At 54.5% G+C, this 14,139-nt stretch carries 15 protein-coding genes; 8 read left to right on the top strand and 7 right to left on the bottom strand.

The annotated features are described in order from the left end of the window. Positions 1–570: 570 nt before the first annotated feature. A complete protein-coding gene (locus IGW03_RS35650; protein WP_194727137.1) occupies positions 571–822 on the bottom strand; it encodes a hypothetical protein in 252 nt (83 codons plus the stop codon). A gap of 54 nt (positions 823–876) precedes the next feature. Further along, positions 877–1,509, bottom strand: coding sequence for a hypothetical protein (locus tag IGW03_RS35645; RefSeq protein WP_194727136.1), 633 nt, complete (start codon positions 1,507–1,509; stop codon positions 877–879). A gap of 225 nt (positions 1,510–1,734) precedes the next feature. On the opposite strand from IGW03_RS35645, the gene IGW03_RS35640 reads away from it, so the two are divergent. Together IGW03_RS35640 and IGW03_RS35635 are read left to right on the top strand one after the other, a co-directional pair. Next, a complete protein-coding gene (locus IGW03_RS35640) occupies positions 1,735–2,622 on the top strand; it encodes a GIY-YIG nuclease family protein (RefSeq protein WP_194727135.1) in 888 nt (295 codons plus the stop codon). 387 nt (positions 2,623–3,009) lie between these two features. Continuing rightward, a complete protein-coding gene (locus IGW03_RS35635; RefSeq protein ID WP_194727134.1) occupies positions 3,010–3,408 on the top strand; it encodes a group I intron-associated PD-(D/E)XK endonuclease in 399 nt (132 codons plus the stop codon). 224 nt (positions 3,409–3,632) lie between these two features. On the opposite strand, the gene IGW03_RS39175 is transcribed toward IGW03_RS35635, so the two are convergent. Beyond that, a complete protein-coding gene (locus tag IGW03_RS39175) occupies positions 3,633–4,520 on the bottom strand; it encodes a DUF4189 domain-containing protein (RefSeq protein WP_369122965.1) in 888 nt (295 codons plus the stop codon). A gap of 857 nt (positions 4,521–5,377) precedes the next feature. Here IGW03_RS39175 and IGW03_RS35625 point away from each other — a divergent pair. Next, complete coding sequence (locus IGW03_RS35625) at positions 5,378–5,728, top strand: hypothetical protein (protein WP_194727132.1); 351 nt, start codon at positions 5,378–5,380, stop codon at positions 5,726–5,728. Between the two features lie 159 nt (positions 5,729–5,887). On the opposite strand, the gene IGW03_RS35620 is transcribed toward IGW03_RS35625, so the two are convergent. After that, a complete protein-coding gene (locus IGW03_RS35620; RefSeq protein ID WP_194727131.1) occupies positions 5,888–6,589 on the bottom strand; it encodes a hypothetical protein in 702 nt (233 codons plus the stop codon). A gap of 69 nt (positions 6,590–6,658) precedes the next feature. Then, complete coding sequence (locus tag IGW03_RS35615) at positions 6,659–7,357, bottom strand: competence protein CoiA (protein ID WP_194727130.1); 699 nt, start codon at positions 7,355–7,357, stop codon at positions 6,659–6,661. Between the two features lie 210 nt (positions 7,358–7,567). On the opposite strand from IGW03_RS35615, the gene IGW03_RS35610 reads away from it, so the two are divergent. Then, the gene (locus tag IGW03_RS35610) at positions 7,568–8,629 is read left to right on the top strand and encodes a competence protein CoiA family protein (protein ID WP_194727129.1); all 1,062 of its coding nucleotides are present in this window, start codon (positions 7,568–7,570) and stop codon (positions 8,627–8,629) included. 377 nt (positions 8,630–9,006) lie between these two features. On the opposite strand, the gene IGW03_RS35605 is transcribed toward IGW03_RS35610, so the two are convergent. After that, a complete protein-coding gene (locus tag IGW03_RS35605) occupies positions 9,007–9,531 on the bottom strand; it encodes a hypothetical protein (RefSeq protein WP_194727128.1) in 525 nt (174 codons plus the stop codon). A 1,069-nt stretch (positions 9,532–10,600) separates the two neighbouring features. On the opposite strand from IGW03_RS35605, the gene IGW03_RS35600 reads away from it, so the two are divergent. Beyond that, entirely contained in the window at positions 10,601–10,987 is a 387-nt protein-coding gene (locus IGW03_RS35600) for a hypothetical protein (protein ID WP_194727127.1), read from the top strand. Here IGW03_RS35600 and IGW03_RS35595 read toward each other — a convergent pair. Then, the gene (locus IGW03_RS35595; RefSeq protein WP_194727126.1) at positions 10,947–11,705 is read right to left on the bottom strand and encodes a hypothetical protein; all 759 of its coding nucleotides are present in this window, start codon (positions 11,703–11,705) and stop codon (positions 10,947–10,949) included. The genes IGW03_RS35600 and IGW03_RS35595 overlap by 41 nt on opposite strands. Between IGW03_RS35595 and tnpA the strand changes: the two genes are divergently transcribed. From tnpA to tnpC, 3 genes are read left to right on the top strand one after another with little or no spacing between them, the layout of a single operon-like run. Next, positions 11,704–12,063, top strand: a complete 360-nt coding sequence (gene tnpA, locus IGW03_RS35590; RefSeq protein WP_194727125.1) for an IS66-like element accessory protein TnpA — start codon at positions 11,704–11,706, stop codon at positions 12,061–12,063. The two genes, IGW03_RS35595 and tnpA, sit on opposite strands and share 2 nt — an antisense overlap. Further along, on the top strand, positions 12,039–12,395 hold the full coding sequence (gene tnpB / locus IGW03_RS35585) for an IS66 family insertion sequence element accessory protein TnpB (protein WP_194727124.1): 357 nt from the start codon (positions 12,039–12,041) through the stop codon (positions 12,393–12,395). Before tnpA ends, tnpB begins: the two co-directional genes overlap by 25 nt. A gap of 60 nt (positions 12,396–12,455) precedes the next feature. After that, the gene (gene tnpC / locus IGW03_RS35580; RefSeq protein WP_194727123.1) at positions 12,456–13,967 is read left to right on the top strand and encodes an IS66 family transposase; all 1,512 of its coding nucleotides are present in this window, start codon (positions 12,456–12,458) and stop codon (positions 13,965–13,967) included. The last annotated feature ends 172 nt before the right edge of the window (positions 13,968–14,139 follow it).

The raw sequence follows: 14,139 nt of genomic DNA, 5'->3' as shown, positions 1-14,139 counted from the left end.
GAGTCCGATTACGTTATCTTGCTTCAAGGCGTATTCTTTCCTTGTAAGAGGTTGATGATTCCGGAAGAACCATCAAGAATACGCCGCCTCACTTCCTCACGTCATACACAAGTTCCGAGCATAACTCCTTGGCTGCTGGTTTATCCTCCAGCTAGGGTAGCGCCATGTTGCCGTTACAGAAAGAGAATGTCAATAACCAAACCGCATGAGACAAAGTGGGGCCGCCGCAGTGCAGGTAGCTAGATCACGGAAGAAAAGCATGAGCGATGATGGCGATCGCCACGGCAGATCCAAGATACCGAATAATCTTTGCAGAACGCGTAGGCGTGGTCATAAGTGCGTAGCCCAGATAACCGGATAGGATGACTAGAACAAGGAGGTTAAGCCAAACAGGAAATGTGACAGTTAGGGAAGATATGAACACCGCCGCCAATTCCGGGAGTCCGACGAACACTGCGCCTGCGATAACCGCACTTAGCCAACGTCGATTCCGATTGATATAAGTTCGCATCGTCTAGTGGCCTGGCAGGACAGCCCCGTAAGGCCAGCTGGCGACCGGCAGCAGGCTCTTCACTCGCCTAAGTCAAAACCCGCTAGGTTGAGGTATGCACGCATTTTGGCAGGACTTTCCCAGAAGGCCTGGTACAGCGAACCATCCCAAATTTGTCCAAGGGTTGCGCCGCCATCGTCCATCAGCACAATCGCCTTCTCGTCTGGGGCTTCGGTCATTAGCGTATTGATGAATTGCCAGACCTCAGTAAGGGGCATGTTTTCACCGAATTCTCTTACGGTATCGCCGACGGCTGCTTTGATAATAGACATGGTTATATAGTGATATGGCGATGCATGAGCTACGGTTTCATCCACATGCTGTAGCTATAGTGTTTTGGCGAATTCAGCAGCCGCTTGGTTAATAAGATGGTCAAGCTGTTGGCCGGTCAAACCGGCGGATCCAGAGACCGCCTGATGTCGCGTAATCGGCTTAGAGCCCCACGAGTACCCGTATTTAACCAATCCTTGTAATTGCATAGCGCGGTTTAATACTTCTCTTCCATAAAAGCCAAATATCCAGTTCCAAAGGGGGTCATTAGACATGTGTTGAGGAGCGTACTTGCTCCATGTATTGTCCGCATCCATTTGAGTCTTCTGGTCATAACACAGCTTTAACACTTCTGCCTTAACTACTACGGTGCCCCAGTACACCGTGCCGTCTGCGCAATGCGCGAAAGTCTCTGCGATTCCATTCGAGAGACCATACCAATCGTCGTCGCTAAGCGATTGCTGAGAGAGGTGATTATGATGTACAACTACCGGGATGCGCGCAGTGATTGCACTGTGTACGCTGGGAGGAGTATCTACCATCTGAGTTGAGTTAGAGGTAGTACAGATGATAAGCGGACCCGAAGGGCTCTCCAAATAGGCTGCGTATTCACAGCCATTCTGCGTGCCATTAGCAACCACTTGGTTGGCATAGTTCTGTTCAAATTGAGTGAGTGGGCGCGGTGGCATGCTTATCTGTGTTGGAGAGCTAGTCGAAGCTGCATTCTACTGCCAGCCACCTCGCATTGATACTAATGGACTGATGGGATAAATGGCGCTTTCGTACCAAGCAATGGCAAGACAATTGTCTACCGGAAATGGCCAGCAAGGCGTCATTTAGGTATTCGTACCTCTTTCTGATATCAAGCAAGTCTAGGTGTGTTTCGGTGATCGAGTCGAACGCTACAATGTTGCATGCAATACATCTATCTCCTCACAAACGTCCATGTGCCGAAGCTTGTGAAGTTCGGCTTCTCCCGCCGTGATTCGAGGCTGCGCGCCGCAGAACTTTCCGCGGCGACTGGCGTTCCAGGGAAGTGGGAGGTTCATCACTTTTGGGAGGTCGAGGACGGTTATGGGGTTGAACAGGAAGTCTTTTTTCAACTTGCCGATAAGCGGCTGGGAAAGAAAGAATTTCTCGAGATGGAGCCTAAGGAGGCGATCGCGGAAATCTCTGCAGTCATTGCCGATGTCGGTATCAACCCGACCGCCCGGGCTAAAGCAGAGGCTGAGCGCGCAGAGATCGAACGCACGCGCATGGTTGCAGAAAGGGTCGCCGCTCGTGATGTAGTGGCTGCCATTGACGTCGAAATCCATAGAATTTCGCGACCCGCTCAGGACCAGGCAGAGCAACTGATAAGGCGCAGAAATACGGTTGCCGGATGGGTCCTGACCCTAATTGCCTTCGTATTAGGCGTCTCCATTGGCTATGCTGCAGGTGTAAACCCACTCTCTGCTGGCGTAGCGGCTGTGGTCGTTGGGTGGTTGCTTCCATTCCCGCTGCTCATCGACCACATTTTGAAGCGCGGTACCCCGAATAGGCAGGACGTTGATCGGCTCTATACCGAGGCTCGCAGGAAGGTTCTCGCAAAGCACAAGCTGACAGAGGAGACTTATGGCGCCCTTAACCGAATGGCCTCCAGATTGCCTTACGGCGATATGGACGATTACACAGCCGACTTGATGGTAGATCCTGAGAGGATGCTTGAGGATTGGGACGAAGCGGAGAAGGCAATGCGAGCGCTTATAGCGAAAGACGCGCGATTCAGTACCTTGGCCGAGCCCAAACCGCGCCTGCAATAAGCAACTAGGTTCAGCGCTCCACGAATTACTTTTATCGTGCTTCGTGCCTGACTACCTGCCTCGCGGTGGGAGTTACTGCTTGCTGTCACGTACCGAGTGACGATGTCCCATGGGAGACCGGCGCACCTCGGCATTGAGGAGCCCAAGTTGACGCGCAGGCACAGGACAGTTTATTCTCTCGGCATTCCGTATCGCGGCCCGGAGGGCTGGGAGCGCAGTTTAGGTGAGTTCAGGCGGCCAAGCCCGGCTCACCCGGTGTGGCAGCCGTCGCGCCTCCTGCTGGTCAAGCCAGCATGGCGATACAAACCGGGAGGTCGGCTCGAGCCGCCTCGGACCGTATCCAGGAAGCCCCAAAGGCTGGCATGCGGCATAGACAGATTGCTTGTCATGCCCATATTGCATACCCACCTCAAAGAACCCGCACTCGCTGCACACAAGAACCTCTCTTACGAACTCATTCTCAGTGGCTGGTTGACCGGCTTCGGCTGGGAGGTGCTCAAGCCGCTGGTTGATCACGGCCGCCGAACGGACCTGGTGATTGCCGACGACGAAGGGCGCTATTACCGGATTCAGGTCAAGACGGTCCAATCAAGGGATGAATCTGCCCGCATTGAAAACCGGTGGCACGGCGCCCGGCTCGACTTCATCATCATCTTTTCCACCAAGGCTGACTGGGGCTACATCGCACCGCCGTTCACCGAGGCTAGCCGCAGGGTGAACGACCCAACCCATATCCGATTTCATGGTCATGCGAAAAATTTCAAGAAGGCCTTTGAAATGGTCTAGGGGCCGACCGCCGCACTGTAGCCAACGTCGCTCCTACAGGTTTCGACCTGCGCCTGTCATTGGTTGCTCGATCGGACGCTGCAAAGGTCTTCCGCCGATAGCTCGCGCGTGCCAAAACTTCGCTTTTGACGGCGAGATTACAAATTGGCCTTCGTACAAGTAGAGAGGTCCGGAGCCTGCCTCTCTACACCCACCTCCGAACAAAGAGATGGGCGGATCAGAGATTAGTTGCGCAAATCTTCCAAATACACCGGCTCTTCCCAGCGACAACGGGGCCGGTCATACCTTACCGATCCATCGTCGTTGAGTCCATTGGTATCCTGAGTGCAGCGCCAGATCTTCTCTCGTGGCTCCGAGGCAGTCTGTTGGCCTTTCTGAGTTTGCGCTCGCCGTGCTAGTTCATGTTGCATTTGCGTGTGTAGGACAGCAAAGCGCTTTGGCGGGAGAACAGGTCCCGAGTTAGCCACCTCGTGCGAAACCTTACAATCGTGCTTCGTAGCATTCTTCGCTAGCTCGATGCACTTACGTAGTGCTGTTTGCGCGGCATCGCTGGCTGACTTAAAACTGAGGCTGTAGGCGCTTGCACCCCTTCCTGACGCGGCCGCATACCAGACTGCACCACTCTCAGTATGCCAAATGGTGCAAGTTTCACCCGCCTTTGCGTCAGTTCGGCAGCTGCGAAGCGCATCCGCCTGAGCATCCGCACTCGTACCAAAATTGGTGGAAACGAACTTGTGAGAGCCGAAGCCAGCAACGGAGATCCACTTTACGCCTTGATCCCATGTCAAGCCGCTTACAAAGCAATCTAAGCGTTGTTGCCGACACGCTTGGAGACCATTCTTCACGGCCTGTTCGGGGTCTTGGTTCGTATACCGAAATACGGTGTCTTGGCCAGTTATAAGCGCGACCGCGACTGGCCCATGAACAATGTGTTCCATCAGGTCGCATCGGCCATAGTCGCGCTTGCAGCCCTGCATTGCCTTTTCCGAAGCTACCTCGGGAGAATCGGCATCGAAGACGGTGTATGTCTCCGTCGTTGATCTGGATTTTGCAGTTGCTGTCCAAGCGAACGCACTGCATGAAAAAAGCGCAGCGGTGACACCGACGGACATGAGCTTCAATATTTGCTGGCGCAAGATGAGTCCTTACATTTGAAGGGGGCTTAGCTGGGCCGTTTTCGCGATGCCTACCGATAGTCGGAGTACCGATTGCGAAAACACTTCAGCATTGATGGACTAACATGACCTCAAGTGTAGTTGCAAAGTTGTACAGCGGCAACACTACCATGAGAATGAAGATCGATATTCCTGCATTAAACTTTCCAGCCGATACAAAAGGGCAACCTTTTCCCTTGGTGCTCTCCCTCCGAACTGGCCGGACGTGCTCGACGCGCTGGCCGGGTTCGGTCTTGACTACCCTAAGGAGGCCTCCCCCTTGTAGACTGCGCCGCCGGAGGCGGCGCTGCCTTTTGGTCATGACTAGCCGTTGCTGGTCTCATCCGCCGGCGCCAGGGAGCAAAGGGGACATAGGGAGCTTAGGGGATATAACTGGCGGTCGAGAACTAGCCGTCCCCTTTTTCATTCGAACGACCAGTACCGGGTTAGCGAGCTGCAGCGGATCGCATGCTGTGATCGGTCCCCTCGGTCCCCTTCACTCCCTCAGCTCCCTAACCTGGTGGGGGGTGATCGGAGAGCGCTTAAGACGGTAGGCAAGACAAGATGGCGGTCGAGCCACCGCCAGAGGGTTTTCTCTCGGCTGGAAAGTTTAATGCGCAAAAAACACCGGGTGGCTCCCCGGTGTTTTTTGCGCTACGGCATGAGTTAAACGGAGTGGTCGAGAATGGTCATTTTGTGGATTGGATCCACTGCGCCCGTCGCGATGGCTAACCCAGTTCGAAGTGAACGATCCTTGCTCGGCGGTAAACGGTGGCTAGGCTCAAGAGGGTAACCTCTTCAAATGTGACCCAACGATGAAAGGATTCGAGTTGTTCGAGGATATCAAGAGCCCACTACGCACCCTGACCATCAGCGATTTTTTTGCGACGTTCCGTCCTATTGAGAACCTGCCTGACCAGGGAGACCTACTTCAAGGCCGGCTGTTCGCCGCCGGCGGCCTCGATGAAAGCTACGTACGGAAGATTCATGCAACCTCTCCCCTACGGGTGTGGACAGTTACGCATTCCGACGATATGACGATGATTACGAATGGAATGCTTACCGGTTACCGAGTAGGCTATTTGATTACAGAGGTTCCTGCAGAAGAAGGCATCACCTATGAGGCACTCGATCCCGATGAACTCTTCTACCATTTCGAAACATGATGAGGGCAGCGTGGCCGCGCAACTCATAGGGCCACACAGCATGGTGTGTCCGTACTACAACTAAGGCAAAGGATGAACCCTCGACCACTGGGTTTTACGCCAGGCTCGCTAACGAGGAGAAGAGAATGGATTTGCAGCCAGAAACAGCGACTAACTGGCCTAATGTCTGTTCGGAATGCCGTTCAATACCAGCTTGAACGCACCAGAACGCCATGCGCCGGGTTCGACATAAAGCGCATCCACCGCGTTGAGAAAATACTCTGTTGGCGGCTGGACTTCTTTCCACCCTTCATTCCATAAATACTGGCCAAGTGCCCATGATGCTTCGTCGCTGGTGACACCAGCGGTAGCGTGCATGATGTCCAAACCAATCCCATCGGACGCGCCACGGTATGGAAGAGATGCAACGCGGTCCTCGAGCTGCTTTAGCGCATTCACTCCTGCAGAAAATCCCGACGGCAGCTTCCCGAGATGCAGGTCAGTGTGGCTGACCGCAAAACTCAGGTCTCTACGGTATCCATCATCCTTAAGCACGGCCGCTGGAAGATTGAGTACACGCGGTACACCTTTCATCGGATGATCCGCCTTCGCCGACCACGCTCGAGCAAGGAATCCAATCAAATCCTTGGCCCCCTCTTGAGTATGGTATTCCCCGTACACCGATCCGGTGTCGACATCAAATACCGCTAACCGAATCAGTAAGGTCTTAGCTCCCAGGAGGCGAGGATCGATGGCTTTTTTCTGCCAACGTAAATACCCGGCCTTGGTCAGGTATAGGTGTTTGGAGGGGCTAATGAAGAGGTTTTGTTGGCGCCCCGGCCCACTGCCAGCTTCGAAGCGATTGAAGAATACATTGCTCATGTTTCCTCCGATTCAACGTTCCGCTGCCCAAGTATAGTCCCCCTGCCACGCAGAGGTGCGGTCGATCACTCAATCGAGATTCCAAGAGCCGCCCCGGTATTGGTAGGCATTGGTCAGAATCCCCGCTAACCACGTTTGCACCATAGCGCTCTTGAACCCGCCGAACAGGACCCGCTGTTCACCGTCTACGCTCAACATTGCCACTGGAAGTTCAGGTAGCATGCCGGTCCCTATGCCACCACGTGGAAATACGTTGCCATACTCACGTTTTAGAAGTAAGCGTGATGTGGACTTGCCCAAAGTGAGGAAATTCTCCTTCGGTAGCAGCCAATAACATTCAACCCCCGATGCAGCGTATCGTTCCTGGCGTCGGATAAAGTCGCGAAGGTGCTGATAGGAGCGCTGCAACTCAATCACTATGGTGCGTCCACCACTGGTAAATAAAACATCGGCCTGCCACTTATCCCCGCTGGGCGATTGGCCAGGCCACTCCTCGCCGCCTTCTATCCCGAGCACTCTCAGAGACGAAAGCACTGCCGCTTTACCTAGCCGATGCCACTTTGTTTCAGGCGCAGTGGAGCACTCTCCCGACTGATGGGCAAAAAATGGCAATCCATTAATGCTTGTTTTGGGAATCGCTGGAGCCATGCAACACGGCATCACGAAGTCTCCGGGTTGGGCTACTTGCTTCATGGCCTCCCAATCTCTGATGGCGATCGCAGCGGCATTGAATGGTCGTCCGTCACGGGTCCAAGCAGACTGGGTCATTGTGCGATCCTTAAGGGGAGAGTCCGGTCACCTTCGAGAAAACGGTAGCCGTCGGGCTTGTTTAAGGGTAGCAGGTTCTATGGTAACTTTGTAGTATTAATAACAATGCCGTTCAGGTAGTCAATGCATCGAGTTCTACGATATGGTTCGGCTGGCCGGTGGCACTTACCTTCGCCACCGTGCGTACCAAGACGATGAGGGCGTGAATCTATGACACGTGTCGCGCATGAACCGCTGATCTCTTTCGCTTGTGGTCCTGATGGCGCTGCAGCGTCCATCGAAGATGTCCCGAGCGGGCTCGCGTGTCAATGCACCTGCTTTGCCTGTAAAAAACCGTTGGTCGCCCGTAAAGGACAGATCCGAAGATGGAGCTTTGCCCACGAATCCACGGGGAACTTCTCCTGTGAATGGGCTGCAGAGACCGCCCTGCACTACGCCATGAAAGAGATTATCGCCCAAGAGCGCTGCATCTTTGTACCGACCCTCGAGATCGCCGGCGAACGCAAGACAAGCTACGGTGAGACCGTCCAGCTCGTAGCTCAGCAGCAAGGCAAACTGGTGGCGCTGGACACGGTGGAGCTCGAATACAGCGTTCATCCGATCCGGCCAGATGTCGTCGCCTATGCCGGTGGCCACCGCCTGTTTATTGAGGTTATTGTGACGCACGCGGTCGACGAAGAGAAGCAGCGGCATATACGCCAACTGGGAGCTTCCGCGATCACGATTGACTTGAGCAAGCACGATCGGATTGTGGACCGTCACTTGCTGCGCCAGTTGCTATTAAGCGCCGCAGCTGAGAAAGGTTGGCTTTTCCATCGACAGAGAGAGAGGTTGGAATTCGACCTGTTCGCGGAGCTGGATCGTAGAGTCAGCGCAAAAGAAGCTGAGTATGCGGAGCGTGTCAAAAGAAGGCTTGACGAACGCCAGCGTGAGAAAGCGCTGCTCTACGTGTCACCGCCGGTGGCAGAAGATATGCCATTCGCTGACGGCGCCGTAATGTGTTTTCGCCTGCTGCGCGGCGGTGAGGCTTATCTGAAGCGCAGCCCTCAGGGCGCGTTGACGCTTGAGTACACCAGACAGGAAGATATCGACGTCCCGGCCCTTACCGAGATTGGTCTTGCTCGAGCCGAAATGCCGACGCTGTGGAATATCGCAGAGCATCAGCTAATTTATGTGATTCCTTACCTCAACCGAAATTCAGTATCTACTACCAATCGCTCGAGGAGCGAGTATATGAAATACCGCTATCAAATCGGATCTGACCTATCATAACAAATTCTGCCTACACGATCGAAGCCAACCTATAATGCACATTGGGTAAAAGGGGAGATATTGAATGACAGAGCACGTTGACGAGTTAGTCCGAGTCAAGAAACACCAGTGCATCCGAATAGAGAAAAGTGGCACGCGAGCGACTGAAGTACGTGATAGCGATGTTGTCGACTTGTGGATAAAGTTCAACCAAGATTTCCGCCCTGAGGCTGCACTCTTTGTTGACGGCCTCTGCCGTGGCGTCGGTAGCTTCACCGAGGAGCAGTGCGCTAACATTTCAGCCGCATTGGATAGGTAGATCCAACCCAAGCGACGAGTCAGTGTTTCCGATTCTTTGGATGGATTGAGGACGTCTGAATGGTGCAGGACGTCGAGTCCTAATTGAGGCAACGCTCATAATCTTTCGCGGGTTCTTTAGGTTGAAATGACCCATCCGCATTTTGCGTGCCAGTAAGGCCTTCCTTGACGAGGATGCGTTTTTTTCCATCGGGTAGAGTCACTACTGTGTCAAGAATGCGCTGCCGCTTCCCGACTAATTCGCGTACTACTCGGGCGGTCGATACCTTATCTCGCTCGGCTATTAAGAACGCCTTAGTATGCAACACGTGCTTCGTCTCGGTTACTGCTTCAATCCGCGTGACTTCGCCTTCTGATATGAGCTTGCCACCCACTCGGGTTTCCATTTTTGGATAGCCGTTGAGCGACGAAGTATATGTGGTTCGCACATTTTTTGGATCACTAAGAGCCGCACAGTCGGTGCTCCAGGTTCCAGTAACGCTATAACGCGTTAGTAGATCATCAGAAGCCGCATGAACGTTATGGCTAAAAATCCAGAGTAGTACTAAACTCAGTCTAGTCATCGCTTGTCTATTTCCGTATACCGAGGTGAGAGAATTATTCATCGATAATCGACTCTACGATTATCACCCAGTTTCTTGCTAAGCGCATAAGCCACGGTGAAGCACGCAATCACTTCGGAAATAGCGATTTACTTAATATCGGCTGTCCGCCGCCTCGCTTGCGGCAAGCCGTATTTTTGCGCTTTCAATCGCCGCTTCCTCGGTTTCTCCGTCGGCCTGGACACCATTTGCCCATGCCAGCCAATACTCTGTCAGGAGCGGCCCCGCGCCTTGCCGGCAGTGCCTTGTGTTGTTAGGTGCGTTTACCGTGATTCCATTTCTGCTTACCGCAAAACCTCACACGAGCGGCTGTGACCGATTACGCTGGACATTGCCTGGCTCCTGCGCGCGCATTTATTTCTTACTTCTCATCACCGCCCTACTCAGCTTCCTAGTACGGGGCGCGACCGTAAATGTAACCTGCATCGATGTGCGCCAAAAATGCCGCAGCCATCACGACATTCCCCAAGCATTCCATCTTGGCCATAGGGATTGGTGTACCAGGTTATCCCGTCTATGTAGAAAAGGCTGTGCTCTTGAATCCGAACACGTTCGCCCGCTAGGAGGCCATGAACAATTGTATGCGGGTCCTGAGTGGTCCCTTCCTTCGCGCCAGTCATGGGCGTTCGCACCGCATGGTCGTTTTCTCTAGGCCGATGCATCAAGGCCTGATAGAAAACCTGGGTCAACTGGCTGTCCTCCGCAGTGAGGGGCGGAACCTGAAAATCTTTCGCTCTACCGGCGTTCTCCCCCTCTTCGTATGCTAGGGCTCGCGCCGCCAGAAGCGCCTTTACAGCGGGCGCCGTCATTCCAAGCCCAAAGTAAACTGAATGCATTGCCATCTGTACGCGTGCTTCAAGTCCCCTCATCATTCCCTCCCGTTTGATTTCGCCCACCCCGGCAGAAAAGCAGTGTTAGCTTACCGAGTTGCTATCAAAATCATGCCGATTTGAGAAGACTTGCGTCGCGCTATAAGACCGTCGAAATACCCTATTTAGGTAGATTTTCGAACTCATGCAGGTACCGTGCGCACCTAGTTCGTTACAAAACCGTAACCCTTCGGCCGAGGCACATGTCATACAATCCCGCCAAGCGAGAATTGGAAGCAGTCATGGCTAGAATTGTTTATATAAAAGCAAGAAATAGCGCCCTTAACGCTCATCAATATGTCATTTTTGACGGCGAGCGGCTTGGAGAAATCTGGCGAGAGCAGGTCCATATATCAAATAACAAAGGTCAGAATTCAAAAAAATGGCGCTGGTTCGCAAAAGCGCATCGATCCTTGATCGACCCATGCTCATCGTCTATGCTATTCGGCGAAACCGGGCACGGCACAAAGGACAAGGCGGTTGACACAATCGAAGCGCTACTCTGTCGAAGGGAAGCCTCTCCGGCTATAAATGATGATGGAGAGGCTATCAATGGATTTCGTAAGGAGAAACAACAAAAAACGCTTTAGCCGGCTCCTTCAGATTACCGTCGTAGTGGAGTGGTGTATCAACTCCGATGCATTCCAGCAAATCTATAGCTTCTGCCATGCCGTCATGTTCGTAGTGGAACGCTACCATGTTTGCCTTCTCGAGGATGGAAGGAAGTACCCGTGGGATGAAAGTCTCTGCCATCCACGGTCGTAGATCCGCTTGTTTCGTTCCATACGCTACCAGCTTCATCGTATCCCAACCTCCTCCATAAGTTACTTCCTCAGGCATTCCTCTTAACGCGTGCCCTGAGATATGTGTCTCCATTAATCCGAATAACAGCGAGGGGCTGGGAAACCCTTCCAGTATTGCATCAAGAGATATAGTGAAACTCACCGATGAGGGATCTTCTTCAGTAGGTTCGTACGATGCCTCGGTGATCGTCCCCCAAGAGAAGCTGTAGCCAAGCCGGGAACCATATTTGTCTGTAGCGAACTTATTCAACTGTCGTGTGGACAAATTACCAGTCAGCCGTGACTCGACCGCATCCAAGGCAGTGCAAGCATTCACAGTTCCGTTTTGTATCTGGGCGGTCAGCCAGTTGGGGATTTTTAACGGGACGGTAGCGCCATTGATCAACCGTTGCCTCATTTGCTCATCGGCTTCCTTGTTTTTTTGTAAGCACTTGGTGAACTCACCTTGTCTTGAAAATGGCGCATAGGGATGATCGTGTCCACCTATCTTAAGTGGATCCTTCATGACAGAACCTATCCCTACGACACCTCGTCGGCGCCGCTATGACACAGCGGTAAAGAAACAGATCCTGGAAGAATGCGAACGCCCAGGCGCTTCCATTGCCGCCGTCGCCATGGCGCACGGCCTCAACGCAAACCTGGTGCACAAGTGGCGTGCCCGAGCCATGCAGCGGCAAGGCTCGTTCGTTGCACCGCAACCTACCTCCTTCCATCCCGTGCCGTTGCCTGCAGCAGGCATGTCTGCTACCGCCACGACCGAAGTGCGTATCGAATTGCGCCGTGGTCCGGTGACAGCCACTGTCAGTTGGCCACTGTCCGCTGTCACGGAGTGCGCGGCATGGCTGCGCGAGGTGCTGCGGTGATCCGCATCGATGCCATCTGGCTAGCCGCCGAACCGTTGGACATGCGGGCCGGCACCGATACCGCCTTGGCCCGTGTGGTCAAGGTGTTCGGCGCCGCACGCCCGCACCATGCCTATCTGTTTGCCAACAAGAGCGGTACCAGGATGAAGGTGCTGGTCTACGATGGCTTGGGCATCTGGCTTGCCGCCCGTCGGCTCAACCGTGGTCGCTTCGTCTGGAGCGATCGCGGCTCGACTGACACCGTGGCGCTCAACACAGAGCAATTGCAGGCGCTAGTCACCGGCCTGCAATGGAAGACACTGACGGCTGACCACGTCATCGCCGTGCTCTAACGCTCGGCACGTATACTGTTTCTGTTCCATAACGGCAGTTGTTCTGGCACACTGCCGCGCATGACTTCCGCACTCGACCTGTCCATTCTCGGCGCCGACGAACTGCGCCAGCTCGCCAGCCGACTGCTGGAGGAGATGCGCGGCAAGCAGGCGTTGATCGACAAGCTCACGCACGAAATGGCCATCCTCAAGCGGCTCAAGTTCGCCGCTTCCAGCGAAGCCTACACCGGCGAACAACAACGCGTGCTGTTCGAGACGCTCGACACCGATATCGAGGCGCTCACAGCCGAGATCGAGCAACTCAATCCGACCAAGCCGGCCGACGATGAGGGCAAGAAGCAGCAACCCAAGCGCACCGCGTTACCGTCATCCTTGCCGCGCAAGGAAGTGCGCCACGATCCTGATTCCACTACCTGCGCTTGCGGCTGCCAACTGCAACGCATCGGCGAGGATGTGGCCGAGAAGCTCGACTACCAGCCTGGCGTCTTTACAGTGGAGCGCCACGTCCGCGGCAAGTGGGTCTGCCGTCAATGCGAGACGTTGGTGCAAGCTCCGGTGCCGCCGCAGATCATTGACAAGGGCATCCCGACCGCTGGTCTGCTGGCCCATGTCCTGGTTGCCAAATATATCGATCATCAACCTCTATACCGACAGAGCGGCATCTACGGCCGTGCCGGGTTTGCGATTCCTGACTCGACGCTGGCACAGTGGGTCGGCGTATGCGGTGTGCAGTTGCAGCCGCTGGTCGATGCACTGAGCCAGGAACTGCTGGCACAGCGGGTCTTGCACGCTGACGAGACGCCGGTGGCAATGCTCAAGCCAGGCAACGGCAAGACGCATCGCGCCTACCTGTGGAGCTACTGCAGCACGGCCATGAATGACATGAAGGCGGTGGTGTTCGACTTCGCCGAATCCCGCGCCGGCCGGCATGCCGGGGAATTCCTTGGTGACTGGCGCGGCACGCTGATCTGCGACGACTTCAGCGGCTACAAGCACTTGTTTAAACAGGGCATCGTCGAAGCGGGCTGCATGGCCCATGCACGCCGCAAGTTCCATGAGCTCTACGCGAACCACAAGAGCCAGATTGCCGAAGAAGCACTGAAGCTGTTCGGCGCACTGTACGACATTGAGCGGCAAGCACAGCACCTGGATGCCGAAAGTCGGCGGGAAGTACGGAATCGACTCGCCAGACCGGCAGCCGATACGCTACATGCGTGGTTATTGGCGCAGCGGCAGCGAGTCCCGGATGGCAGCGCGACTGCCAAAGCGATCAATTACAGTTTGGACCGTTGGGGGCCGCTGACGCGGTATCTCGACGATGGCGCTGTGCCGATCGACAATAATTGGGTGGAAAACCAGATTCGGCCTATTGCACTTGGAAAAAAGAACTGGTTGTTCGCTGGTAGCCTGCGGGCGGGGCGGCGTGCTGCCGCGGTGATGACGCTATTGCACTCGGCAAGGCTGAACGGCCTTGACGTACATGCCTACATGAAGGACATCCTTGAGCGCTTGCCGACCTTGCCGGCCAGTCGCGTCACTGAACTGCTTCCCCATCGCTGGACGCCCGCCTAAACGTCCTACTCATTGCTCGGCCTCTCGTCAACGTGGGATGGCCGGCTTTCAATTACCCATAAATTTTGACATTGCGGCCACCACGACCTAGCCTGACAGGAAGATGCTGGTAAGGGGGCCGTGATGGAACAGGAGCAACATGACACGCGCGTTGCTGCGCCGGATTGGCTGA

It is taken from the genome of Noviherbaspirillum malthae, assembly GCF_015352985.1.
Lineage (GTDB): Bacteria > Pseudomonadota > Gammaproteobacteria > Burkholderiales > Burkholderiaceae_D > Noviherbaspirillum > Noviherbaspirillum malthae.
The sequence above is the reverse complement of the archived record's forward strand: the minus strand, read 5'-3'. Positions and strand labels throughout refer to the sequence as shown.